Below are 23,242 nucleotides of genomic sequence, written 5' to 3' on the forward strand. Positions count from 1 at the left end.
CCTCTCTCGGGTTTTTCCGGAAGGCGGACGGGTCGGGCCGCCGCGCCTGGATCAGGCCGCGAGGCCGTGCAGGTTCGGCGCGTGGTCCAGCGCCCAGAGGTGGCCGAGCAGGCGCCGTGCGCGCTCCGCGCCGATGACCGGTGTTGCCAGTTCCAGGAATTTGCCCTCCAGCTCTTCGTCCGACAGCGGCAGTTCGGGGTCGCCCTTGCGGTCCGGCTGCAGCCACACCAGGCGGCGGCCGTCGTGGGTTTCGATGTCCACGCGGGCGGACCGCCGGCCCGGAAAGGCGGCGTCGATGTCGGGATCGACCACCGCGCCGATGCGGCCCACCATGGCCCGCAGCGCCGGGTCAGCCAGCCGCTCGGGCGTGTAGGCGGCCAGGCGCACGCTGCCGTGCACCAGGGCCGTGGCCACGACGAAGCGCAGGCTGAACCGGGCCTCGTTTTCGGTTTGCGGGTTTTCGTAGCAGGCGATGTCCAGCGCCGGGCCATAGGTGGCGACCTGCACGCGGCGGATGTCGGCCGGCTGCAGCCCGTGCGCGGCGCGCAGCGCCAGCGCGCCGTCGATGGCCGCAAACGTGTGCCCGCAGCCGATGTGGTTCTTGAACGTCAGGCGCGTGATGTGGAAGTCGCGCCCCAGGGTGTCGCCGGCGTGCGACCAGTCCGGGCCGTCGCTCATGGCGCGGCCCAGGCCCGCCTCGCCATCCAGCACGTCCAGCGAGCCGGTCACGCCCTGGCCGGCCAGTTGCGCGGCCAGCAGGCCGGCCTCGGCCGCGCGGCCTGCGTGCAGCGGCTTGGACATCGAGTCCATCCGGAAGGCCTGCTGCAGGCCGGCGGCGAAGGTGGCGGCCGTGGCCAGCGCATGGGCGAAGGGGACAGCGTCCAACTGCAGCACCCCGCCGGCCGCCGCCGCTGCGCCGAAGGCGCCCACGGTCCCGGTGTTGTGCCAGAAGCGGTAGTGCGGCCGGCCAATGACCACACCGATGCGGGTCGAGACCTCATAGCCCAGCACCAGGGCGCGCAGGAACGCCAGCCCGCTGGCGCCGGCCTGCTGGCCGGCCGCGAGGGCCGCAGCGATGGTGGCCGCGCCGGGGTGGTACATGGCCTCGCGAAAACTGTCGTCCACCTCGGCCGCGTGCGCTGCCGCGCCGTTGTACAGCGCCGCCGCCCGGGCCGTGGCGGCGCGGCCGTTGCCCAGGCAGGCGGGGCCGCGGTCCAGGTCGTCGGCCAGCACCTGTTCCAGCTGGGCCAGCGGCGCGGTGGCCAGGCCCGGAAACAGCGAGGCATGCCAGTCGATGACGGCGCGCTTGGCGTGGTGGATCACCGGATCGGGCAGGGCGGTGTGGTGGAACGCGCGGGCGTATTGCCCGAAGACTTCGGTGGCATGCATGGTGGGCGGATGTCCTTTGCTTTCAAAACCCGTGGATGAAGCGAGGTCGCCGGCCGTCGAGGCGCTCGCGCTCACGCCAGCACCAGCACGCCGTCCGCGGCGCACACGCCCTGGCCCCGGGGCAGGACGAACACCGGGTTGATCTCGGCTTCGACCACGCGATCGCCCAGTTGCGCGGCCATGGCCGAGAAAGCCACCACCGCGTCCACCAGCGCATGCACATCGGCGCAGGGGCGGCCCCGGAAGCCGTCCAGCAGCGGCCAGGTCTTGAGCTCCTGCGCCATGGACAGCGCCTCGGCCCGGCTCAGCGCGCCGAGCCGGCCGCCCTCGCAGGGCAGCAGGCGCAAGGCGGTGTCCTGGAACAGTTCGGCCGTCACGCCCCCCATGCCCAGCAGCACGGCAGTGCCCAGCGCGTCGCGGTGCAGGCCGAGGATGAACTCGGTGCCGCCCGCGACCATCTGCTGGACCAGAAACCGGTGCGGACGCTCGCCGGCCCGGGCCTCGACCTCATCGGCCATCCGGTCCAGCCGCGCGCCGATGGTCTGCGGCAGCAGGCCCACGGCCACGCCGCCCACGTCGCTCTTGTGCGTGATGCGCGAGGACAGGATCTTGAGCACCACCGGCCCGCCCAGTTCGAGCGCGGCGGCTTCGGCCTCGGCCGCCGTGCCCACCACGCGCTCGGCCGCGCAGGGCACGCCGAAGCGGCCGAACACCGCCTTCGCCTGCGCTTCGTCCAGCGGCCCGCCGGGCAATGGCTCCAGCGCCACCGCGGCCGGGGCCGGGGCCGGGGCGGCCGCCACGGGCTCCCCCGGCACCTCGAAGCGGCTCGCGCGCAGCATGCCGGCCAGCGCGGCGGTGCAGCTTTCGGCGGCGGCGAAGGCCGGCACGCCGCGCTGGGTCAGCAGCGCCCCGATCTCCGGTGCGTGCGGGCTGACGTAGGCCAGCACCGGCTTGTCGGAATCCGGCAGGCAGGCCTGGATCGCGCCGGCCAGCAGCTCCGGCATCGCCAGGCTGGAGGAGCCGACGATGATGACCAGCGCGTCGTAGCGCGGGCTGGCCAGCAGCGCCGTGATGGCGCCCCGCAGCAGGTCGGGCCTCAGCCCGGCGAGCGTGACGTCGATGGGATTGCGGTCCAGCACCGCCTCGCTGCCGGTCTGCAGGGCCCGCAGCGCCTGGGCCGTGGCCGCATCGGGCGGGGGGGTCTCGAAGCCGGCCACGCCCAGGTCGTCGGACACCAGCGTGCCCGCGCCCCCGGTCGAGGTGAGGACGGCCACGCGGTTGCCGCGCAGGCGCCGCCCGGTGCACAGCGCGGCCGGCACGTCCAGCAGGTCGGCGAAGCGCTCCGCGCGGATCACGCCCACCTGCTTGAACAGCGCGTCGTACATGCGGTCGGCACCGGCCAGGGCGCCGGTGTGCGACACGGCGGCCTGCGCCCCGGCCTCGGAGCGCCCCACCTTGAAGGCCACCACCGGCTTGCCGGCGCGCGCGGCCTTGAGGCAGGCCGCCCGGAACCGGGCCGGGTGGCGCACCGCCTCGACATACAGCGCGATCACCTGGGTGGCCGGGTCGTCGGCCAGGTGGTCGATGAAATCGGCCAGTTCCAGATCCACCTCGTTGCTGGTGGAGATGAGCTTGGACAGGCCGATGCCACGCGCCGCCGCGCGCGACAGCAGCGAGCCCAGGATGCCGCCGCTTTGCGACACCACGCCGATGCCGCCCACCGGAAACGCATCCATCTCCAGCGCGCCGGAGGGCGAGAGCACGATGCCGTCGGTCAGGTTGACCAGCCCGATGGTGTTGGGCCCCAGGATGCGCATGCGGCCAGCCGCCTCCATCAACTGCGCCTGGCGGTGCGCGCCTTCCTCGCCGGTTTCGGTGTAGCCGCTGGCCAGCACGATGGCCGCCGCGCAGCCGCGCGCCGACAGCTCCCGGACCGTCTGGTGCGCGCGCTCGGCACCCAGCAGCACCACGGCCACGTCCGGCACCTCGGGCAGCGAGGCCACGTCGGGATAGCAGGGCAGGTCGCCGATGCGCTCCACCTTGGGATTGACCGGCAGGATGCGGCCCGAGTACCCGTGCTTTTGCAGATAGGCCACCGGACGGCCCGTGGTCTTTTGCGGGTCGGCCGAGGCGCCGATGACGGCGACGCTGCGCGGCGACAGCAGCTTGGCGATGGCTTCGTTCATGGCATCACTCCGTGGCGGCCGAACGGGCCAGGAACGCCTCCACGGCGGCGCGGTGCTCGCTGCTCGTGTAGCAGATACCTTGCGCCTGGCTGCCCTGCGCGAACACGTCGTGCGAGGTCCGCTCGAAGCTCTGGTTGAGGATCGTCTTGGTGAGCGCGATCGCGGTGGGCGACGCGCTGCCCAGCTCCCTGGCCCACGCCTGCGCGTCGGCCAGCAGCGAGGCGGCCGTGGTACGGCGGTCCACGATGCCGAGGGCCAGGGCCTCGTCGGCGTCCACTTTGCGCCCGGTGAAGATGAGCTGCTTGGCCTGCGAGAGGCCGACCCGGCGCGGCAGGAAGTACATGCCGCCCCCGTCCGGCACGATGCCGCGCAGCACGTAGCTCCAGGTGAAGCTGGCCCACTCGCTGGCCAGGATGAAGTCGCAGGCGAGCGCCGTGTCGGCACCCAGGCCCGAGGCCGCGCCGTTGACGGCGGCGATCACCGGCTTGGGCATGGTGTGCAGCAGTGCCTGCGTGTGGTGCACGCGCTGCTGGCGCTGCCAGCCGTTGAAGCCGACCTCGCCCGCCGGTGCGTTCATGCGCCGCTGCATGCCGGCGATGTCTCCGCCCGCGCAGAAGCCCTTGCCCGCGCCCGTGAGGACGAGGGCGCGGATGCTGCGGTCCGAAGCCACCTTTTCGAGCGCGTCGATGAACTCCGTGCGCATGTCGTCGCTCATGGCGTTGCGCTTGTCGGGGCGGTTGAGCGTGATGGTGGCCACCGCGTCGGTGGTGTGCAGTTCGATCAGGGTGTAGCGCATGGCTTGTTCTCTCTACAGGGGAATCGGGGTCGGTGCCGGCAGGGGGGCGGGCAGGGCGTTCAGTCGGGCTTGATGCTGTTTTCCTGGATGATCCGGGCCCAGCGCTGCTCCTCGGCCTGCACGTAGGTGTCCAGCTCCGCCGGGGGGCCGGCGTTGATCACCAGGCCTTCGTGTTCAAGCTTGCGAACGAAGTCGGGCGAGCGGGCCGCCTTCTGCGCCGCCGCGTTGAGCCGCTCGACCACCGGTGCGGGCGTGCCGGCCGGCACGTACAGGCCGTACCAGCTCTCCACCCGATAGCCCGGTACCGTGGCCGCGACGGTCGGAACGCCCTTGAAGGCGTCGGAGGGCTGCGCGGTCGTCACGCCCAGGGCGCGCAGCTTGCCGGTGTCCACGAAGGTGGACACCGCCGCGGCGGTGGCGAACATCATGTCCACCTGCCCGCCCAGCAGGTCGGTCAGCGCCGGGCCCGCACCTCGGTAGGGGATGTGCGTGAGCGACACCTTGGCGAGGTTGCCGAACATTTCGCCGGCCAGGTGCGCGGAGGTGCCCGCACCCTGCGATGCGTAAGTGAGCTTGCCCGGATGGGCCTTGGCGGCGGCCACCACCTCGGCCACGGTCTTGTACGGGCTCTCGGGCCGCACCACCAGCACGTTGGGCCCGCGCCCGATCAGGATGACCGGCTGGAACGCCTTGTTGCTGCCGTAGGGCAGCTTGGGCTGCAGCGCCGGATTGATGGCATGCGCGAAGGACGCCACCACGGCCACGTAGCCGTCCGGCGGGCTCTTGGCCACGTTGTCCGTGCCGATCATGGTGCCTGCGCCGGGCTTGTTTTCGATGATGACCGGCTGGCCCAGGTCCTTGGACATTTCCGCGCCCAGCGTGCGCGCGATCAGGTCGGTGCCGCCGCCCGGGGCGAAGGGCACGACGAGCTTGAGGGGTTTGTCCGGAAACCCGGCCCAGGCCGGGGCGAGCGGGCAAGCCAGTGCGAAAAAGAGGGAAATCGCTCTCGCGCCTCGGCGAGCGAAGGGGGTGGGCATTGCGTTGTCTCCTGTTGTGGTCTGGTCGCGTCCGGCATCCCATCGGTGTGCCATGCCGGGCTGCCCAAAGCTTAGGCAGTTCCCCCCGTCTTGTGACCCCCTCTGTTCCAACCAGTGAAACTGGACGGGGGTGTCGGCACGCTGGACAATCGGCGCTCGCCCAGGCCGGGCGCCAGGAAAACCCCTTCATGACCCGTTCCGCCATCCTCCCGGACCTGCCCGGGCAGTCGCCCTCCAACCGCTCGCTGGAGCGGGGCATCGAGATCCTTCGCGCCTTCCGCCCGGGCTCGGAGATGCTGGGCAACGGAGACCTGGTGGAGCGCACCGGCCTGTCCAAGGCCACGGTGAGCCGGCTGACGCAGACGCTGGTGGGCGCGGGCATGCTGCAGTGGGACCCGGCGCGGCGCGCCTACCGGCTGGCGCCCGCGGTGCTGAGCCTGGCGCATTCGATGCGCACCGGCTCGCGGGTGCTCTCGGCCGCCGCGCCGCTGATGCGGACCATGGCCGAATCGCGGCGCATCAACGTCGGGCTGGCCGCGCCGGACCGCGATGAGATGGTGTACCTCGAATCCATCCGGTACAACCGGCGGATCGTGCTGCGGCATGTCGTGTCCGGCCAGCGCGTGCCCATGGAACTGACTTCGCTGGGCCGCGCCTACCTGGCCGTGGCGCCGGCCCCCCAGCGCAATGCGCTGCTGGAGGTGTTCAAGGCGCGCCGGCGGGGCCAGTGGAAAGCGATCGAGCGGGAGATCGACGACGCCCGGGCCAGCGTCCATGCACGGAACTTCTGCGCCGCGGCGTGGCAGCCCGAGGTCGTGGCGCTGGCCACGCCGCTGCCCACGGCCGATGCCATCTACGTGCTCAACTGCAGCGTCTCGACCGGCGACCCACTGGAGGCGGTGGTGGGCGAGCTGCACGCGCCCCTGCTGGCCCTGCGCGCCGACATCGTCCGGGCACTGCAGGCGCAGGCCGCGCAGGAGGCGTGAGCCGGGGCCCTGGCGCCCAGACGGCCTTTTTTGTGGTTCGTCAGCCCGCGCCGGTGCGTCGCCGCGGCCCGATCAGCCCGGTGGACAGCATCGTGCCGCACACGATCACCAGCCCGCAGCCCACCATCCACGGCGTGACGGCCTCGTGCAGAAACACCGCGCCGTAGAACACCGCGAACACCGGCGCCAGGAAGGTCACCGCCAGCGCCCGGCTGGGCCCGGCATGGGCGATCAGGCGAAAGTACAGGATGTAGGCGATGCCGGTGCACAGCACGGCCAGCGCCACCACCGCGGCCCAGGCGCGCAGGCCGGGCGTCTGCGCGGGCCAGAACCAGATCGCCGGCAGCGCCAGGCCCAGAGTCGCGCCCAGCTGGCTGCCCGTGGCCGTGGCCAGCGGCGGAATGCCCGTGAGGTAGCGGCGCGCGAAGCTCGCGGCCACCGCGTAGCACGACGAGGCCAGCAGGCAGGCCCCGAGCGCCCAGCCGGCATGCCCCGTCTTCAGGCCCACGCCCGCTGGCGCCCGCCAGGCCAGCAGCGCCACGCCGATGAACCCCAGCGCCAGCCCGAGCCAGCGCAGCCGCGTGATGCGGTCGCCCAGCCACACCCAGGCCACCAGCGCACCGAAGAGCGGCACCGTCGCGTTCAGGATGGACGTGAGCCCGGTCGCCAGGTGCATCACCGCCCAGGCGAACAGCGCGAACGGAATGGCGGAGTTGATCAGCCCGGCCAGCATGATCGGCCGCCAGTGCTGGCGCAGCGCCGGCCACTGGCCCTGGCGCAGCAGGATCGGCCACAGGAAGAGCGTGGCCAGGCCCACGCGCAGGCCGGCGGCGGGCAGCGCGCCGAACTCCGCCGCACCCAGCCGCATGAACAGGAACGAGGCGCCCCACAGCGCCGACAGCACGATGAACTCGCCCAGCCACGCCCTGGGCGCCGCGCCCACGGCGCCCGGCGCGCCGGCCGCCCGCGCGCTCATGCCGTGGCCCCAGCGGCGGCAGGTGCTTCGCCGGCAAAGAGCGGCAGCGTGCCCGTTCGGTCGTTGTGCCCCCCGCTGCCGGGCGGCACCGCGCCTTCGCGCTGCAGCAGCCAGGCCTTGCGCGGCAGCCCGCCGGCATAGCCCGTCAGGCTGCCCGCCGAGCCCACCACGCGGTGGCACGGCACGATCACGCTCACCGGGTTGCGGCCCACCGCTGCGCCCACGGCGCGCACGGCCAGCGGCCGCTCCAGCAGGCGGCTCAGGGCACCGTAGCTGGTGGTGGCGCCGCAGGGAATGCCCAGCAGCGCCTGCCACACGGCCTGCTGGAACGGCGTGCCGCCCGACAGGTCCAGCGGCAGGTCGAAGCGGGTGCGCCGGCCGTCCAGGTATTCGTGGAACTGGGCCGTGGCCCGCCGCAGCAGCGGATGGGCGTCGTCCACGGGCCAGGCGCCGGGGCCGTCGAGAAACGCTTCTGGCTGGTGGCGCTGCCCGTCGAACCACAGGCCCGACAGGCCCAGCGGCGAGGCGGACAGGCGCACGTCGCCCAGCGGGGTGGGCGTGCGGCTTTGCACGGTGAGGGGATGGAACTGCATGATCGAATCCAAGGTAAAAAGTGGCTCCAGCACAATGAATGTGCCGGCATATTGCTATGTTTTTGATAGTGATTGCGGGGTGGGCGCCCCCGATGCCGTGGGCGTGCCCCCCAGCGTCCACGCCCGGATCACCGCATAGCTGCGCCACGGCCGCCACGCTTGCGACGCGGCCGTGGCCGCCTGGGCCGCGCGCGGCGCGCCCTGCACGCCCAGGGCCTTGTGCAGCGCCACGTCGCCCGCCGGAAACGCATCGGGCCAGCGCAGCGCCCGCATGGCGATGTACTGCGCCGTCCAGTCGCCGATGCCCGGCAGCTCGCACAGCGCCGCCGTGGTGGCCGCCACATCGGCCGCGCCGTGCAGCGCCAGGCGCCCGCTGTCCACCGCCTGGGCCAGCGCCACGATGGCGGCCTGCCGCTGGCGCACGATGCCCAACTGCCCCAGCGCATCGCCCGCCGCGCCGGCCAGCACCGCGGGCGAGGGGAACAGCCGCGTCAGCGCCGGCCAGGGTGTGTCGATGGGCTCACCGAAGCGCTCCATCAGCCGCTGCGCCAGCGTGCGGGCGGCGGCCACGGTGATCTGCTGGCCCAGTACGGCGCGCACCGCCAGCTCGAACCCGTCGAACGCGCCGGGCACGCGCAGCCCGTCGCCCTCGGGGAAGGCACCGTGCAGTACGGCGTTGATGGCCTGCGGATCGGCGTCCAGGTCGAGCAGGGCGCGCACGCGCGAAATCACCAGCGGCAGCACCGGGTGCAGGTTGTCGCTGGTCTGCAGCAGCACCTGGGGACGGTCGGGGTCGAACCGGGCGCTCAGCCAGCCGGCATGCACCTGCCCGCCCGCCACCAGCCGCACCGTGCGGCGCAGGGCCTGCTCACCCTCGGTGGACACCGACTCCACCGCATGGATCTGCCGCTTGGCGAAAAACGCCAGCAGGGCCGGCACGTCCAGGGGCGGCCGGTAGGCCAGGCGCACCGTGCTGCTGGCGCCACCCGCCGCAGTGCCCGCGCCGGTCTTGCGCAACTGCGTGGGATTGAGCCCGTAGTGCCCGGCAAACGCCGCGTTGAAGCGCCGCACGCTGCCGAAGCCGCTGGCCAGCGCCACCTGCGTGACGGGCAGGTCGGTGTCGGTCAGCAACTGCTTGGCGGCCAGCAGGCGGCGCGTCTGCAGGTATTGCAGGGGCGACACGCCCAGGGCCGTCTCGAAGATGCGGCGCAGGTGCCGGTCGCTCACGCCCAGCCGGGCGGCCAGGCGCTGCAGGGGGGACGGGCCGGTGGCGGCGGCCTCCCACGCGCCTTCGCCCTCCAGCAGGCGCAGCGCCTCGCGCACCAGGATGTCGGGCGCGTCCTGCACCGACCAAGCCAGCGCGCGCGGCGCCAGTTCGGGCCGGCAGCGCAGGCAGGGCCGAAAACCCGCGCTCTCGGCCTGGGCGGCCAGCACGAAGAAGCGGCAGTTCTCGCGCCGCGGCGTGCGCACCGCGCACACCGGCCGGCAGTAGATGCCGGTGGAGGTCACGCCGGTGAAGAACCGCCCGTCGAAGCGCGCATCCCGGGCCGCCATCGCCCGGTAGCGGGCATCGTCGGCATCGGGGGCCAGGGGAGGGCGGGGCGCTGTCATGAAGGGCCATCATAGGCCGGCGACGCGGCAGCGCTGGCCGTTTCCGGACATGTGCCTGACGCGCAGGGGACGCGCCGGGGAAGCGCCCGGCGCGGCCGAAGATGCGGCGCTGGCCTACGCGCCGCGGCCCCGGCGGCGCCCGACCCCGCGCCTACAATGCCGCGACCCCGTCCAACGAGAAGGGGCGCCGCAGCGCACCATGCGCCCGCCGCGCCCCGCGATTTCTCCCGAACCGCGAAGGAACCCCCTGTGCAGCCCACGCCCGCCATCTTCAAGGCCTACGACATCCGCGGCATCGTGCCGAGCACCCTGAACGACGAAGTGGCCCGGGGCCTGGGGCGCGCCTTCGGCACCGCCGCGCGGGCCGAGGGGCAGACGGTGGTGGCCGTGGGGCGCGACGGCCGCCTGTCCGGCCCCTCGCTGGCCGCCGCGCTGATCGCCGGGCTGGTGGACGCCGGCATCGAGGTCATCGACATCGGCCCCGCCACCACCCCCATGCTCTACTTTGCCGCCCACACCCTGTGCCACAGCGGCATCCAGGTCACCGGCAGCCACAACCCCAAGGACTACAACGGCTTCAAGATGGTGCTGGCCGGCCGCGCCATCTACGGCGATGAGATCCAGGCCCTGCGCCGCACCATGGAAGAAGAAAGCTGGACGCTGGCCCAAGGCGGCAGCGTGCGCCAGGCCGACGTACTGCCCGCCTACGTGCAGCGCATCACCTCCGACGTCAAGCTCGCCCGCCCCATGAAGATCGTGGTGGACAGCGGCAACGGCATTGCCGGCGCCTCGGCCCCCGGCATCTTCCGCGCGCTGGGCTGCGAGGTGATCGAGCTGTTTTCCGAGGTGGACGGCAATTTCCCCAACCACCATCCCGACCCCAGCAAGCCCGAGAACCTGCGCGACCTGATCGCCACGCTGCAATCGAGCGACGCCGAACTGGGCCTGGCCTTCGACGGCGACGGCGACCGGCTGGGCATCGTCACCAAGGACGGCCAGAACATCTTTCCAGACCGCCAGATGATGCTGTTCGCCCGCGACGTGCTCTCGCGCGTGCCCGGCGGCCACATCCTCTTCGACGTGAAGTGCACCCAGCGCCTGGCCCCCGCCATCACCGAGGCGGGCGGCCAACCCGTCATGTACAAGACTGGCCACTCGCTCATCAAGGCGCGCATGAAGGAACTCGACTCGCCCCTGGGCGGCGAGATGAGCGGCCACATCTTCTTCAAGGAGCGCTGGTTCGGCTTTGACGACGGCACCTATGCCGGCTGCCGCCTGCTCGAAATTTTGAGCCGCGAAAGCGACCCCGGCGCTGTGCTCAACGGCCTGCCCACCAGCCATTCCACGCCCGAGCTGAACGTGTCGTGCGCCGAAGGGGAGCCGCACCGCCTGACCGCCGAACTGCAGGCCCTGGCCGCCGAAACCTTCGCCGCCCCGGCCGAGATCAACACCATCGACGGCCTGCGCGTGGACTGGCCGGACGGCTTCGGCCTCATCCGCGCCAGCAACACCACGCCCGTGCTGGTGCTGCGCTTCGAAGGCCACACGCCCGAGGCGCTGGCGCGCATCGAAGCGGCCATGCTCGCGCTGCTGCACCGGGTCAAGCCCGACGCGCACGTGGGTGCGGCGGCCCACTGATCGTTCGCCGCCAGCCGCCTGCCATCCACCGCCCGCTTCACGGACCATCCGCCCCTTGAATCCCCCCGTGTTCCCACCGCTGTACACCGTGGCAGCGGCGCAGTCGATCTCAATCCCCGGCGATGTGCCGGCCAACGTGCAGGCGCACCTGGCCATGGTGCAGGCCGCCGCCCAGGAAGGCGTGCAACTGCTCGTCTTTCCCGAGCTGTCGCTCACGGGCTATGAGCCCGACCTGGCGGCCCGCCACGTGCTCGGCGCGGACGACGCCGTGCTGGCGCCGCTGCGCGAGGCAGCCCGCGCCCATGGCATGGCCGTGGTGGTCGGCGCGCCCGTGGCCCCCGCCGTGCCGGGCGGCCTGCCGGCCATCGGCGCCTGGGTGTTCGAGCCCGATGGCCGCGCCGCCCTGTACCGCAAGCGCCACCTGCATCCCGGCGAAAACACCTTCGCCAGCCCGGGCACCGAGGATTTCCACGTGCGCCCCCTGGCCGGCCAGCCCACCGCGCTGGCCGTGTGCGCCGACACCACGCACCCCGAACACGCCCGCGCCGCACGCGCAGGCGGCGCGGCCCTGTATGCCTGCGGCTCGGTGATCTCCGAATGCGCCCATGCGCGCGAGACCGCGCAACTGCAGGGCTATGCCGCCGAGTGGGGCATGGCCGTGCTGCTGGTCAACCACGGCGGGCCCACCGGCGGCTACGCCTGTGCCGGCCGCAGCGCCTTCTGGGCGCCGGGCGGCGCCTGCGTGGTGGCCGCCCCGGGCACGGGCACCTGCCTGGTCATCGCGGAGCGCGATGGCAACGGCGCCGGGTGGCGGGGCCGCGTGCTCCCCACAGAACCCGGCCGGCCCGGCACTGCGGGCTTGGCAGGGCAGTGACCCCCGCCCGCGCCCTGTACTCGGCCATCACCTGGCTGGCCCAGCCGCTGCTGCGCGCCAAGCTGCGCCGCCGCGCCGCCACCGAGCCCGGCTACGGCGTGGCCGTGGAAGAACGCTTCGGCCACTACCCGCAGGCGATGGACAGCCTGGCCCCCATCAGCGCCACCGGCCTGGGCAATCCCTTCGTCTGGGTGCATGCCGTCTCGCTGGGCGAGACCCGGGCCGCCGCCATCCTGCTGGCGGAGCTGCGCCAGTTGCTGCCCGGCATGCGCCTGCTGCTCACCCATGGCACCGCCACCGGCCGCGCCGAAGGCGAAAAACTGCTGCAACCCGGCGACGTGCAGGTCTGGCAGCCGTGGGACACGCCCGGCGCGGTGCGGCGCTTTCTGCAGCAGTTCCGCCCCGAGATCGGCATCCTCATGGAAACCGAGATCTGGCCCAACCTGCTGGCCGGCTGCCGCCAGCGCGGCATTCCCGTGGTGCTGGCCAACGCCCGCCTCAACGCAAAATCGCTCGCCGGCGCACGCCGCCTGTCGTGGCTGTCCCGCCCCGCCTACGCGGGCCTGGCCGCCGCCTGGGCCCAGACCGAGGCCGACGCCGAGCGCCTGCGCGCGGCCGGCGCCCGCGTGCAGGGCGTGTTCGGCAACCTCAAGTTCGACGTGGTGCCCGACGCCGCCCAACTGGCGCAAGGCCGCCAATGGCGCGACGCCACCGGCCGCCGCGTGGTCCTGCTGGCCAGCAGCCGCGAGGGCGAAGAAGCGATGTGGCTGGAGGCCTTGCAGTCAAAACGGACTCCAGCGCAAATAACACCAGGGCATTCTGCTATCAATTCAGGAGTGTCCAGCACAGGGGCATCGGCAGCAGCCCTGCCCGTGCAGTGGCTGGTGGTGCCACGCCACCCCCAGCGCTTCGCCCAGGTGCGGGAGCTGATCGAGGCCGCCGGCCTGACCGTGTCGCCCCGCAGCACCTGGGGCGCCGCACCCGGCACCGCCGACGTGTGGCTGGGCGACTCGCTGGGTGAGATGGCGCTGTACTACGGCCTCTCGCATGCGGCCCTGCTGGGCGGCAGCTACGCGCCGCTGGGCGGCCAGAACCTGATCGAGGCGGCAGCCTGCGGCTGCCCGGTGGTGACGGGGCCACACACGTTCAACTTTGCCGAGGCGGCACGGTTGGCTTGCGAAGCGGGGGCGGCGCTGCGGGTAAAGGACATGGCCGAGGGGGTGGGTGTGGCGGAGGCGCTGGTGGGGGATGCGCCAAGGCTGGAGGACGCGCAGGGCAGGGCGGTGGCGTTTACCAGCGCGCACCGGGGGGCGGCGTTGGCGACGGCGCTGGCTGTGGCGCAGATGTTGCGGGTGCAGCTTGGGGGCTCGGGGGAATTCAGGCCATCAAGTCCGTCGGGCGGTGTGGATTCCCAATGAAAAACCAACCCACGCAACGGTTAACGAGCGGCTCCGCAGCGGTAATTGCCATACCGTCTTGATGGCAGGTGAGCAGGGTCAACTTTCAATCAGTTCACGAGGAAAGCAGTGATTGCGACCGTCAGGTCAGTACGCGAATGGTGGATGGGAGTTGCGATAGCCCTCATCATGATCTCCTTCATATTGGGGGGGACGGAAATTTATGAGCTTTACAAGCTACATATCCTGTCCAGTCAAGGTGCGGTTCGCGCTACTGGAAAATTGGAATTGACTGCAAAAAGTTTGAAGTTTCGTAGCGCGGGCATTATTATTTTGGATTGCCCGAGATATCGGTGCGGATACCCAGGCATGGAGGCCGATGCAGGAAAAGAAGTGACAGCTTATTTAACGGATGGACGCATATTGGCCGTCCAGATTGATGGCACGCACCGAGACACCTTGGCACTGGTCAATGGCCAGAAGAAGAACAGAATCATGTGGTATGTCATTCAGCTCTTCTTCGGCATTTCAATTTTCATTCTTACCTACAAGGGTCGCTCAAGAGGAGTTGGGCGTTATTTCTGAGCAGCGAAACATATTCCGAAGGCCATGAGCACACTGTCTCATAGGACAGGATCCGGTCATAAGCAAGCATGGAAACGCGTCTAGCACCAAGTATTTTCGAAAATCTTGACGAAGAGGTTCGCGGCATATATTCAGCCGAATTTAACCGAAGGTGCTTATTCGGCAACCCCTGACGTGATGGCCGGGGCATCTAAGGCAGATTCAACGGGCCTTAAAAAAGGCCAGGACACCAATTTATTTCAATTGAATACTATTCACTACAAAGCCCAGAATGCTTTGTGAGTAAGAAATGATGACAGGGTCGCCCGGCTTCAATTTTTCCCAATCTCGCTTTGGGATGCAAGTGCTTATCTTTGATGGCATGGATCTCCCAAAAATGCTCGCTTTAAAATGGCATCCTCGTCCTGAGCTCTTCCAGCGCTCCACCACATATGCATCCGCATAACCTGTGGGTTGCGTCATTTGCGCGTACAGTACCGGAATACCAAGACAAACCAAAAAGTATCCCAAGAAGGCGGAAAGCGGCATGATAAACAGCAAAAGAATTGCCAAGCGCTTTAAAATCCCACTCCGAACAAACCGGCTCACAGGATTTTTATCTCTAAGCACAATTAGCGCTGTTAATGTGGCCATCAGGAAAGCGGCAGCAAGTGCCCATGGCTTTAGCTGGGGTGACGGAACGACATTTCCGTGCCCCATTCCATTGATTGTTACGCAAATGATTAAAAGATAAAACAGCGTGATCGCCTTGCCTCGAAGGGTGTCGCCGTGTCTGAAAAGAATGCCCATTTGATGCAATAAATAATTGACCTGTTAAGTCGAGAATTGCAGGCAAATGCGTGCACTTCAACGAAAACATAGTTAGCGATGTCGTGACTTATGGCAAATCAGCGACTAAGGCGGCGGGCTTTCAAATGGCCTGAAAAATCTCCGCCACTTCTCTGCTCGCGGGCCTTCGAACGATCAAGTGGCGCAGGGAAGTCGCACCAAGCCCTAATAGCAATATGCCCGAAATTATCCAGGCCCATCCCATACAGTAATTCTTTCAATGTCGATTTCTGACAGGGGAAAAATTTAGCAAAATCGTGAGTTACGGTGAACCAGCGACTAATTGGCGCTCGTCTCATCGCTGGCGCTACCGGACAAATGAACGCAGCACAGATACAGGCCCAGCAAAACGCAGGGCAGGAAAAGAAAAATGAAGGGCAAGAAGGCCGCTGTACATACGATGCCAGCCAATCCACCACCCATCGGCCAGAGCAGGGACGTTCGCTCTTCCCTCAGCCAGGCGAGGTTCATCACGATCAGTGCCAACCAAGCGAAGGCAGCTGCAATTCCAAGGTAGAACCCCGTTCCCCTGACTGCCGAAGCGGGATCGGCGATCACGGCAACCATCGATGAGCCGACGATCATTGTTAGCGACATCAACACGCCAACGCTGGAAAAGAGCCAGCACACAAGACTTATTGCCACTCTGCGACCGTTCTTGGCTCGTTCCATTTTCGTTTCAAGTTTCTGCTGTGAGGACTGACCACAATCAGCGTTCGCCAAGTCTTGGCACCCGCAGTTCACGCACTGTCCATTGTTTTTGGATGCATCACCCACCAGACCGCACCCATCCAGAACAGGAAGTAGGTCACGCCCGCCAACGCGATGGAAGCGCCTGAAGGCCAATCCAGCTTTGCAGCGAAAGCCAAAGGAACGACCAGGATGGCGGCCAACAGCGTGCCTTTGTTCTGGGGATCCAAACCACCCGATGTCACCCAAAGCGCCACGAAGGTCGAGGCGCACGCCAAGACGAGCGCAATGGCTATCCGTACCCAGATCGGGGCGGTGATTGGTTTGCAGCGGACGACACCCATTTGCCACATCCAGATTCAAGACTCAAAGGAAGTCCAACTGTGGCACATGAACGGCGGCTTGTGGCCGGATGGCTGCCTGCCGTGACCCGCTGCTTCCAGCGTTGCCCGGACGATTGGCTGCGCGCTGATTCATTCCTCCACTGGCGCTCGGGGATTTTCAGGTTGTCCGAAACACTGTTTTTAAGTACAGTCTTTCAAGTTCTCTCCCATCCTTCGCGCCGTGCTGACGACCTGGGCGGCACATGGGCCAACTCGGCGTGAGACACCCCACCGTACCTCGGCCAACCCAGGCCATGCACGGGCCGAAACACGTTTTCCACTCCACCGCGAAGCCAACTATCCCACCCCTGGCTCCGCATCCATCGCCCGCCGCCTCAAACCTGCCAAGGGGTACGCACGCTGGCCATACAACCCTTTCAGGAGGCAAAGCAATGCGAGTCAAATTCATGGGATTCCGGTTTGTCCTCCACCCGCAGGGCCCCCTGTCGCTGGAGACCTTCGCGCAGGCCCTTTCCGCCCGGGGCTACGACCCCAGCGCGCCCGCGGACGGGCAGCGTTTGTTCTTCCTGAACGATTCGGCGGACCCCGACTACCACGTGGGCGTGGTCATCACCGTCAAGGACCACAAGACCTATTGCGAACTGGTGCGCGCGCCCACCAACATCCTGGTGCGTGTGGCGCAGGTGCGGCGCGATGCCAGCCTGATGGATTTCAACTTCTTCGTGCTGCACAAGCGCACGGGGGCGGGCATGTACCAGTACTACCACCACTCCTGCAGCGTGAGCACCTTCTGCCACCTGGCCGGCACCCATTTCAACCAGTACAAGGAGCTGGCGATCGCCGAGAAAATCGCGGCGGCTGGTGGCAGTGAGTTGACCGAGGCGCGGCGCGTCAAAATCCGACGCGAGCACAATGCCCGCTTCTCCTGGGAAGTGCTGGTGCGGCAAGAGGCGCTGCAGTCCATGATCGAAGAACTGGAGAAGGTGAAGAGTTTCGAATACGTGGTCGCCACGCCCGAGGTGCCGCAGGCGCAGTTCAAGGCCCATACGGCCTACATCAAGAACCGCGCGAGCAAGATCACCTTCGTGGCGGGCACGCCCGGCAAAATGCTGGCGGCGGCCATCCAGGCGTGCGTGAGGGCGGAGCGCCCCCAGCGCGGCCGCATCGAAGGGGTGGATGCCCATGGCGTCGAGAAAGTGATTTCCATCTTGGACAACCCGGAAAATTTCGGCGAATACGACTACGACCAGCTGGCCTCCAGGCTCGACCAGTTGGACGTGACGCGCTTTTCCACCGCCTGGGTGGTCGAGGAGCTGCTGCGGCAGTGCCGCGAGCACCGCCACATTTTCGAGATGCCGATGCGATGAGGCGGTATGTGCTCCAGGCGTTGCTGTTCTCGGCCGCCGTGGTGGCCGGTGTGGTCTATGGGGTGCCCGACGCCGATGGGGCCATGCAGTTCTATGGCGAGAAGATCCGGGCCAGCCTGTTCACGGGCCTGCTCACCACGGGCAGCTTCTTGCTGTCGCTCAAGATCTTCATCGTGGTCAAGTTCAAGGAGACGGTGTTCGACACGCCGGGCTACCGCGAGCTGTTCGCTCAGCTCAAAAAGATCGACCCGCGCATCCGGCGCTATGCGCAGGTGCGCAATGTGAGCAACCTGATTTTTGCGTCCATCGTCTCGGCGCTCATCGGGGCGGCGGCGCAGGTCACGCTGGGCCTGTTGGACGTTTTTGCCTGCTTTCTGGCCTGCGTGGCCATCGCCGCGTTCGCGGGGGCCATGCTCTTCCAGACGCTGTGGCTGGTGCACGCGATCATCTCGGACTGGCTGGACCGCACCGAGGACCTGTAACGGCTATCTGACGGCTGCCAGAAGCCACAGCGCGTGCCTTGCGGCGCACATCGCCCGGCGCCGGGGTGCCCACGGTGGCCGCGATGCCGCAAAATGCCAGCCACTGGCGCCCATTCGTCCGTCCTGGCCGACCGATGCGATGGATTGCCTGCCTGTCTGCTTGCCCGCTGCCTGCCTGCCATGATCGAAAAACACTACCTCACCCCGCTCTTCGCCCCCAGCTCCATCGTGGTGCTGGCCGGCCGGGCCGATGCGCCCGAGCCGCTCACGCCGTGCGCCCGCGCACTGCACACCGCACTGCGGGCGCAGCGCTTCACCGGCACGCTGCAATTCCTGGACATCCACACCAGCGGCACGCTGGCCGATCTGGCGCAGACGCGGGCGGACCTGGCCCTGATCGCGCTGCCGCCCGAGGATGTGGTGGCCGCGCTGGAGGTGGCCGGGCGCATCGGCTGCCGCGCCGCGCTGGTGATGTCGCACGGCATGGACGCGGACCATGCGGCGCGGCTCAAGCACATCGCCCGGCGCGAGGGCATGCACCTGCTGGGCCCCAACTCGCTGGGCCTGCAGCGCCCGCACCTGCAGCTCAATGCCAGCGCGGCCGGGCCGCTGGCGCGGGAGGGGTCGCTGGCGCTGGTGTGCCAGTCGGGGGCGCTCACCGCGTCCATCCTGGACTGGGGCACCAAGAACGCGGTGGGCTTTTCCACGGTGGTGTCGCTGGGGCCGAACACCGACGTGGACATCGCCCAGGTGCTGGACTTTCTGGCCAACGACGCGCGCACGCAGAGCATCGTGGTGTACATGGAAGGCATCTCCAGCGCGCGCCGCTTCATGAGTGCGCTGCGCTCGGCGGCCAACGCCAAGCCGGTGGTGGTGCTCAAGGCCGGGCGCAAGCCGGCGGGCAACGAGGCGGCGCACACGCACAGCGGCGCCATCGTGGGCAGCGACGACGTGTTCGACGCGGCCCTGCGCCGCGCGGGCGCGGTGCGGGTGCGGTCGTTCGTGGAGCTGTTCTCCGCCGCCAAGTGCCTGGCCTCGCGCTACCGACCGGTGGGCCGGCGGCTGGCCATCGTCACCAATGGCGGCGGGCCGGGCGTGCTGGCGGCCGACTGGGTGAACGAGATCCTGCTGCAGCTGGGCCGGCTGTCACCGGCCTCGGCCGAGGCGCTGGCCCCGCAGCTGCCGCCGCTGGCGTCCCTGGCCGATCTGATCGACGTGTCGGAAGAGGCGGGGCCTGAGCATTTTCGGCGCGCGGTCGAGGCGGCCGAGAAGGACCGCCAGATCGACGGCGTGCTCGCCATCTATTCGCCCAAGCCGGGCACCGATGCTGCCGCGGTCGCCACCGCGCTGGCCGAGACCAAGCGCCTGATGGGCAAGCCGCTGCTGGCGTGCTGGATGGGCGATGCCTCGGTGGGCCCGGCGCGCGAGGTGCTGCGCGCGGCCGCCATTCCCAGCTTCCGCACGCCCGAGGCGGCCGTGGGGGCCTTCGGCAATATTGCTTCGTTCTACCAGAACCAGCAGTTGCTGCAGCAGACGCCGCCGCCGCTCACCTCGCTGGCCAAGCCCGACATCGAGGGCGCGCGGCTGATGATCGAGAGCGTGCTGGCCGAGCGCCGGCATGTGCTGACCGAGATGGAGTCCAAGACGCTGCTGGCCGCGTTCAACGTGCCCGTCACCAAGACGCTGCTGGCGCGCAGCGCGCACGAGGCGATGATGATCGCCACGCAGCTGGGCTTTCCGGTGGCGCTCAAGATCGATTCGCCCGACGTGAGCCACAAATCCGACGTGGGCGGCGTGGCGCTCGACATCCACACCGGGGCGGCGGCGCGCGATGCCTATACCGACATGGTGCAGCGCGTGGCCCGCCTGCAGCCGGGCGCGCGCATCCAGGGCGTGACGGTGCAGAAGATGGCGCGCGCCCGGCGCGGGCGCGAGATCTGCATCGGCCTGGTGACGGACGACCCGTTCGGCCCGGTGATCACCTTCGGCGCGGGCGGCACGATGATCGAGCTGATCGACGACCGCGCCATGGAGCTGCCGCCGCTCAACCAGTTCCTGGCGCGCCGGCTCATCGAACGCTCGCGCGTGGCCGAGACGCTGGGCGAGTGGCGCGGCGCCAGCGCGGCCAACCGCGAGGCGCTGGAGCAGGTGCTGCTGCGCGTGTCCGAAATGGTGTGCGCGCTGCCGCAATTGCGCGAGATGGACATCAACCCGTTGATCGTGGACGAGCAGGGCGCCGTCGCCGTGGACGCCCGCATCGTGGTCGGCCACGCCGCGCAGTCCATGGGCGGGCGCAGCGAGCATTACAGCCACCTGTCCATCCTGCCCTACCCGGCGCGCTACGAGCAGGTGTGGCCCCTGCGCGGCGGTGGCGAATACCTAGTGCGCCCGGTGCGGCCCGACGACGCGCAGATGCTGCAGAAGCTGGTCAAGGAGCTGTCGCCCGAGAGCCGGTACTTTCGGTTCATCTCGCAGATCGCCGAGCTGCCGGCCTCGATGCTGGCGCGCTTCACGCTCATCGACTACGACCGCGAGATGGCGCTGGTGGCGGTGTACCGCGAACGCAGTGCAGGCGAGGACGGCGAGATCATCGGCACCGAGCGCATCGTGGGCGTGTCGCGCTACGTGACCAACCCCGACCAGTCCAGCTGCGAGTTCGCGCTGGTGGTGGCCGACGACTTCAACGGCCGCGGCCTGGGATCGCGCCTGATGCTCAGCATCATGGACGTGGCCCGCGACCGCGGCCTGTCGGAGGTCGACGGGCTGGTGCTGGCCAACAACCCCAGCATGCTCAAGCTGATGCGGCGCCTGGGCTTCGAGGTGAAGGCGTACCCGGACGATCCGGATTTCAAGCTGGTGACGCACCAGCTTTGAGTCGGGCGCGCGCCTCTCTCAAGGCAGCATGCGCTTGAGCACGTCGTCGCGCCGGACGTGGTGGTGAAACAGCGCCGCGGCGACATGCAGCATCACCACGATCCAGGCGACCCATTGGCCCAGGAAATGGTGCACCGCGTCGACCGTTGGCTCGAATGCGTCCCAGCCCACGCCCAAGGCACGGCTCAGCCACTCGAACATGGCCGTCTCGCGAAAACTGGGCACGCTGAAAAGGCCGAAGTCGGTGGGTGCGTCGGTGCCGATGTAGCCGGTGAGCGGCATGGCGATCAGCAACCCGTAAAGGCCCCAATGCGCCCATTGGGCCAACCGGTGTTCCAGCGGCGAGCCGGGCGGGTGATCCGGCTGCACGGTCGACAGCCGCCACAGCAGGCGCGGCAACACCAGCGTGCCGACCAGCAAGCCCAGGGCCCAGTGAACGTTCAGGACAGGCCAGGATTCGGGCAGGGTGTCATCCATGAACCAGATCACGTAATAGACCACTGCGTAGGCGGCGATGAAGGCCGCGGCGGTGGTCCAGTGAAAGAACTTGGCGATCGCGCCGAATCGCGTGGGCGTGTTTTTCCATGGCATGGGCAGGTTTCCTGTGTGGGGCCGCGAGGGCATTGAAGCGATGGCATCGGTGGCGATGCCCACCGAAGCGCCGCAGGGGCGAACAAGTCGAATTCGTCGGGATGATCCGCGGCGTGAATGGGAAATGCATCGGGGCGCCTGGTATTTCCGGGGCGGGGCGTGCAGGCCGGTCCGGGTGTCAAACGGGCCACTGCAATGCAAAGGCCGATCCGCCCAGGCGAGAGGGCGCCCAGCTCGCCTGTCCCTCATGGGCCTGGGCGATGGCCTGCACCACGGCCAGCCCGAGGCCGCTGCCGGAAGATGGGCCGCGCGATGCCTCTCCGCGCTGGAAGGCATCGAACAGGCGGGCTGCGTCGTCGGCATTCAGGCCGGGGCCGCTGTCTTCCACGCACAGATGGCACATCTCGCCCTCCACCCAGTGGCGGATGCGCATGGGCCCTGGCGTGGCATGGCGCAGCGCATTCTCCAGCAAGGCCAACAGCGCCTGGCGGATTCGCACCGGGTCGCACAGCACCTCCTGGGGATTCAGATCCAGGGTCAACTCGAAGCCGGCCGCGCGCAACTGCGGCTCGAAGGCCTGTGCCACCGCGCCGACCTCGGCCGCCAGATCGGCCAGCTCCAGGTGCAGTTCCAGGTGGCCGCTGTCCTTGAGGCCGAGCAGGCGCAGGTCTTCGATCAGCCGGCCCAGGCCCTCGACGTTTTTCAGCAGGCCCTGGAACTGCGTCGGCGTGGGCTCGAACACCCCTTCCGTCATGCCTTGCAGGCGGCCGCGAAGGATCGTCACCGGGGTGCGCAATTCATGGGCAATGGCGGCATTCCAGAAGGCCCGCTGCTGCGCCATGTGCTGCAGCCTTTCCGCCATGCTGTTGAAGTCCCGCACCAGTTGCGCCGTTTCGCCCAGCGAGTGGTCGTCGGTGGTCGCCCGGGCCGACAGGTCGCCTTCGGCAATCCGGCGCAGGCTTTCGGCCACCGAGTTCAGCGGCACCACGATGCGGCGCGAGAGCTTGACCGCTGTGACCACCGCCAGCACGAGGGCGACGAGCACGGTGCAGAGCATCCACATCGCTTCGATGGGCGAGGGCGTGAGGTCATCCGAAATGCTGGAAGGCGAGAACGCCATCAACAGGGCGAAGAGCGCATAGGAGCCCAGCAGGAACAGCAGGGCGATGCCGATCGCCATCACTGCCAGGGAGACGACCAGCTGGCGGCGCAGGCCGTATGCCGCGGTCATGCCGCGATCCCCAGCCGATAGCCGACACCCCGCACGCTTGCCGGCACGCCTTCCAGCGAGATCAGCTCCAGCTTCTTTCGCAGCTTGCTGATGTGGCTGTCCACCGTGCGCTCCAGCGCATCGCTTTCCGGCAGGCAGGCCGCGAGCAGTTCCGCGCGGCTGAACACCCTCTTGGGTGCACGCGCCATGTGCGCCAGCAGATTGAATTCGGTCAGCGTCAGGTCCAGGGACTGCCGCTGGCCGTCCACCAGCACGCTGGCCTCCAGGGTCTCCGGATCGATCTGGAATGTGCCCACCCGCAGGATCTTCTGGGCCCGGCGTCCGTCCTGGTGGGCCGTGCGACGCAGCACGGCCTGTACACGCGCCACCACCTCCGCCGGGTTGAACGGCTTGACGACGTAATCGTCCGCTCCCAGGCGCAGGCCCATGAGCTTGTCGATGTCCTGGTCCATGGCGGTGAGCATGATCACGGGCGTGTCGCCCCGGTGGCGCAGCTCCGACAGGATCTGCCAGCCGCTCACCCGCGGCATTTGCACGTCCAGCAGCACCAGATCCGGCTTGAGCGACAGGTGCAGGTCCAGCGCGCTGCGGCCGTTCATGGCATGCACGACGCGCAAGCCGCTGCGGCGCAGGTAGGCGCACAGGATCTCGGCGATTTCCGTTTCGTCTTCCGCCACCAGGACGAGTGCGCCTGCGCTCGCGGGATCGGCGGGTGACGGGTGGGTGTCGGTCATGGCCCGGATTGTGCCGGCTTCGCCCGGTGTTTT

The 23,242-nt window shown here is 68.8% G+C and carries 21 protein-coding genes; 8 read left to right on the forward strand and 13 right to left on the reverse strand.

What is annotated here, in order from left to right; genetic code table 11:
- Positions 1-51: 51 nt before the first annotated feature.
- From AVTE2539_RS19290 to AVTE2539_RS19305, 4 genes are all read right to left on the reverse strand, one after another.
- Positions 52-1,389: an MmgE/PrpD family protein gene (locus AVTE2539_RS19290; protein ID WP_284413098.1), complete on the reverse strand. Its 1,338-nt coding sequence runs from the start codon at positions 1,387-1,389 to the stop codon at positions 52-54.
- Between the two features lie 71 nt (positions 1,390-1,460).
- Positions 1,461-3,575 carry an acetate--CoA ligase family protein gene (locus AVTE2539_RS19295; RefSeq protein WP_284413100.1) on the reverse strand — a complete coding sequence of 705 codons (2,115 nt, stop codon included), beginning with the start codon at positions 3,573-3,575 and terminating at the stop codon, positions 1,461-1,463.
- Positions 3,576-3,579: 4 nt separating this feature from the next.
- Entirely contained in the window at positions 3,580-4,371 is a 792-nt protein-coding gene (locus AVTE2539_RS19300) for an enoyl-CoA hydratase/isomerase family protein (protein WP_284404118.1), read from the reverse strand.
- Positions 4,372-4,430: 59 nt separating this feature from the next.
- A complete protein-coding gene (locus AVTE2539_RS19305; protein WP_284413102.1) occupies positions 4,431-5,408 on the reverse strand; it encodes a tripartite tricarboxylate transporter substrate binding protein in 978 nt (325 codons plus the stop codon).
- Between the two features lie 188 nt (positions 5,409-5,596).
- On the opposite strand from AVTE2539_RS19305, the gene AVTE2539_RS19310 reads away from it, so the two are divergent.
- Entirely contained in the window at positions 5,597-6,394 is a 798-nt protein-coding gene (locus tag AVTE2539_RS19310; protein WP_284413104.1) for an IclR family transcriptional regulator, read from the forward strand.
- Between the two features lie 40 nt (positions 6,395-6,434).
- Here the strand turns inward: AVTE2539_RS19310 and AVTE2539_RS19315 are convergent, their stop codons facing one another.
- The 3 genes from AVTE2539_RS19315 to AVTE2539_RS19325 are packed head-to-tail and all read right to left on the reverse strand — an operon-like array spanning position 6,435 to position 9,574.
- Positions 6,435-7,370, reverse strand: coding sequence for a DMT family transporter (locus AVTE2539_RS19315; protein WP_284413106.1), 936 nt, complete (start codon positions 7,368-7,370; stop codon positions 6,435-6,437).
- On the reverse strand, positions 7,367-7,963 hold the full coding sequence (locus AVTE2539_RS19320; RefSeq protein WP_284413108.1) for a methylated-DNA--[protein]-cysteine S-methyltransferase: 597 nt from the start codon (positions 7,961-7,963) through the stop codon (positions 7,367-7,369). Before AVTE2539_RS19320 ends, AVTE2539_RS19315 begins: the two co-directional genes overlap by 4 nt.
- A gap of 54 nt (positions 7,964-8,017) precedes the next feature.
- Complete coding sequence (locus tag AVTE2539_RS19325; RefSeq protein ID WP_284413110.1) at positions 8,018-9,574, reverse strand: DNA-3-methyladenine glycosylase 2 family protein; 1,557 nt, start codon at positions 9,572-9,574, stop codon at positions 8,018-8,020.
- Between the two features lie 249 nt (positions 9,575-9,823).
- On the opposite strand from AVTE2539_RS19325, the gene AVTE2539_RS19330 reads away from it, so the two are divergent.
- From AVTE2539_RS19330 to AVTE2539_RS19345, 4 genes are all read left to right on the forward strand, one after another.
- Positions 9,824-11,212, forward strand: coding sequence for a phosphomannomutase/phosphoglucomutase (locus AVTE2539_RS19330; RefSeq protein WP_284413112.1), 1,389 nt, complete (start codon positions 9,824-9,826; stop codon positions 11,210-11,212).
- A gap of 55 nt (positions 11,213-11,267) precedes the next feature.
- Positions 11,268-12,086: a carbon-nitrogen hydrolase family protein gene (locus AVTE2539_RS19335; RefSeq protein WP_284413114.1), complete on the forward strand. Its 819-nt coding sequence runs from the start codon at positions 11,268-11,270 to the stop codon at positions 12,084-12,086.
- Positions 12,083-13,504, forward strand: coding sequence for a 3-deoxy-D-manno-octulosonic acid transferase (locus AVTE2539_RS19340; RefSeq protein WP_284413116.1), 1,422 nt, complete (start codon positions 12,083-12,085; stop codon positions 13,502-13,504). The genes AVTE2539_RS19335 and AVTE2539_RS19340 overlap by 4 nt, the downstream gene beginning before the upstream one ends.
- A 108-nt stretch (positions 13,505-13,612) precedes the next feature.
- Positions 13,613-14,068 carry a hypothetical protein gene (locus AVTE2539_RS19345; RefSeq protein ID WP_284413117.1) on the forward strand — a complete coding sequence of 152 codons (456 nt, stop codon included), beginning with the start codon at positions 13,613-13,615 and terminating at the stop codon, positions 14,066-14,068.
- A 234-nt stretch (positions 14,069-14,302) separates the two neighbouring features.
- On the opposite strand, the gene AVTE2539_RS19350 is transcribed toward AVTE2539_RS19345, so the two are convergent.
- The 3 genes from AVTE2539_RS19350 to AVTE2539_RS19360 all read right to left on the reverse strand — a co-directional run bounded on the left by AVTE2539_RS19350 (position 14,303) and on the right by AVTE2539_RS19360 (position 15,930).
- Positions 14,303-14,857 (reverse strand): hypothetical protein, encoded by a 555-nt coding sequence (locus tag AVTE2539_RS19350; RefSeq protein WP_284413120.1) that lies wholly within the window; start codon positions 14,855-14,857, stop codon positions 14,303-14,305.
- Positions 14,858-15,175: 318 nt separating this feature from the next.
- The gene (locus AVTE2539_RS19355; protein ID WP_284413122.1) at positions 15,176-15,568 is read right to left on the reverse strand and encodes a hypothetical protein; all 393 of its coding nucleotides are present in this window, start codon (positions 15,566-15,568) and stop codon (positions 15,176-15,178) included.
- A 68-nt stretch (positions 15,569-15,636) separates the two neighbouring features.
- On the reverse strand, positions 15,637-15,930 hold the full coding sequence (locus AVTE2539_RS19360) for a hypothetical protein (RefSeq protein ID WP_284413124.1): 294 nt from the start codon (positions 15,928-15,930) through the stop codon (positions 15,637-15,639).
- 431 nt (positions 15,931-16,361) lie between these two features.
- Between AVTE2539_RS19360 and AVTE2539_RS19365 the strand changes: the two genes are divergently transcribed.
- The 3 genes from AVTE2539_RS19365 to AVTE2539_RS19375 all read left to right on the forward strand — a co-directional run bounded on the left by AVTE2539_RS19365 (position 16,362) and on the right by AVTE2539_RS19375 (position 20,653).
- A complete protein-coding gene (locus AVTE2539_RS19365; RefSeq protein ID WP_284413126.1) occupies positions 16,362-17,297 on the forward strand; it encodes a hypothetical protein in 936 nt (311 codons plus the stop codon).
- 8 nt (positions 17,298-17,305) lie between these two features.
- On the forward strand, positions 17,306-17,779 hold the full coding sequence (locus AVTE2539_RS19370) for a hypothetical protein (RefSeq protein ID WP_272563726.1): 474 nt from the start codon (positions 17,306-17,308) through the stop codon (positions 17,777-17,779).
- Between the two features lie 180 nt (positions 17,780-17,959).
- On the forward strand, positions 17,960-20,653 hold the full coding sequence (locus tag AVTE2539_RS19375) for a bifunctional acetate--CoA ligase family protein/GNAT family N-acetyltransferase (RefSeq protein WP_284413128.1): 2,694 nt from the start codon (positions 17,960-17,962) through the stop codon (positions 20,651-20,653).
- 18 nt (positions 20,654-20,671) lie between these two features.
- Here AVTE2539_RS19375 and AVTE2539_RS19380 read toward each other — a convergent pair whose 3' ends face one another.
- The 3 genes from AVTE2539_RS19380 to AVTE2539_RS19390 form a co-directional block, all read right to left on the reverse strand.
- A complete protein-coding gene (locus AVTE2539_RS19380) occupies positions 20,672-21,244 on the reverse strand; it encodes a cytochrome b (protein WP_284413130.1) in 573 nt (190 codons plus the stop codon).
- 178 nt (positions 21,245-21,422) lie between these two features.
- Positions 21,423-22,475, reverse strand: a complete 1,053-nt coding sequence (locus AVTE2539_RS19385) for an ATP-binding protein (protein WP_284413132.1) — start codon at positions 22,473-22,475, stop codon at positions 21,423-21,425.
- Positions 22,472-23,209, reverse strand: coding sequence for a response regulator (locus tag AVTE2539_RS19390; RefSeq protein ID WP_284401952.1), 738 nt, complete (start codon positions 23,207-23,209; stop codon positions 22,472-22,474). Before AVTE2539_RS19390 ends, AVTE2539_RS19385 begins: the two co-directional genes overlap by 4 nt.
- Positions 23,210-23,242 lie beyond the last annotated feature (33 nt).

The sequence above is a fragment of the Acidovorax sp. SUPP2539 genome (genome assembly GCF_030158975.1).
GTDB lineage: Bacteria > Pseudomonadota > Gammaproteobacteria > Burkholderiales > Burkholderiaceae_C > Paracidovorax.

Excerpts from the sequence above, each read along its gene's own strand:
- AVTE2539_RS19290 (WP_284413098.1), bottom strand. The coding sequence starts at position 1,389 with ATGCATGCCACCGAAGTCTTCGGGCAATACGCCCGCGCGTTCCACCAC.
- AVTE2539_RS19295 (WP_284413100.1), bottom strand. The coding sequence starts at position 3,575 with ATGAACGAAGCCATCGCCAAGCTGCTGTCGCCGCGCAGCGTCGCCGTC.
- AVTE2539_RS19300 (WP_284404118.1), bottom strand. The coding sequence starts at position 4,371 with ATGCGCTACACCCTGATCGAACTGCACACCACCGACGCGGTGGCCACC.
- AVTE2539_RS19305 (WP_284413102.1), bottom strand. The coding sequence starts at position 5,408 with ATGCCCACCCCCTTCGCTCGCCGAGGCGCGAGAGCGATTTCCCTCTTT.
- AVTE2539_RS19310 (WP_284413104.1), top strand. The coding sequence starts at position 5,597 with ATGACCCGTTCCGCCATCCTCCCGGACCTGCCCGGGCAGTCGCCCTCC.
- AVTE2539_RS19315 (WP_284413106.1), bottom strand. The coding sequence starts at position 7,370 with ATGAGCGCGCGGGCGGCCGGCGCGCCGGGCGCCGTGGGCGCGGCGCCC.
- AVTE2539_RS19320 (WP_284413108.1), bottom strand. The coding sequence starts at position 7,963 with ATGCAGTTCCATCCCCTCACCGTGCAAAGCCGCACGCCCACCCCGCTG.
- AVTE2539_RS19325 (WP_284413110.1), bottom strand. The coding sequence starts at position 9,574 with ATGACAGCGCCCCGCCCTCCCCTGGCCCCCGATGCCGACGATGCCCGC.
- AVTE2539_RS19350 (WP_284413120.1), bottom strand. The coding sequence starts at position 14,857 with ATGGGCATTCTTTTCAGACACGGCGACACCCTTCGAGGCAAGGCGATC.
- AVTE2539_RS19355 (WP_284413122.1), bottom strand. The coding sequence starts at position 15,568 with ATGGAACGAGCCAAGAACGGTCGCAGAGTGGCAATAAGTCTTGTGTGC.
- AVTE2539_RS19360 (WP_284413124.1), bottom strand. The coding sequence starts at position 15,930 with ATGGGTGTCGTCCGCTGCAAACCAATCACCGCCCCGATCTGGGTACGG.
- AVTE2539_RS19365 (WP_284413126.1), top strand. The coding sequence starts at position 16,362 with ATGCGAGTCAAATTCATGGGATTCCGGTTTGTCCTCCACCCGCAGGGC.
- AVTE2539_RS19375 (WP_284413128.1), top strand. The coding sequence starts at position 17,960 with ATGATCGAAAAACACTACCTCACCCCGCTCTTCGCCCCCAGCTCCATC.
- AVTE2539_RS19380 (WP_284413130.1), bottom strand. The coding sequence starts at position 21,244 with ATGCCATGGAAAAACACGCCCACGCGATTCGGCGCGATCGCCAAGTTC.
- AVTE2539_RS19385 (WP_284413132.1), bottom strand. The coding sequence starts at position 22,475 with ATGACCGCGGCATACGGCCTGCGCCGCCAGCTGGTCGTCTCCCTGGCA.
- AVTE2539_RS19390 (WP_284401952.1), bottom strand. The coding sequence starts at position 23,209 with ATGACCGACACCCACCCGTCACCCGCCGATCCCGCGAGCGCAGGCGCA.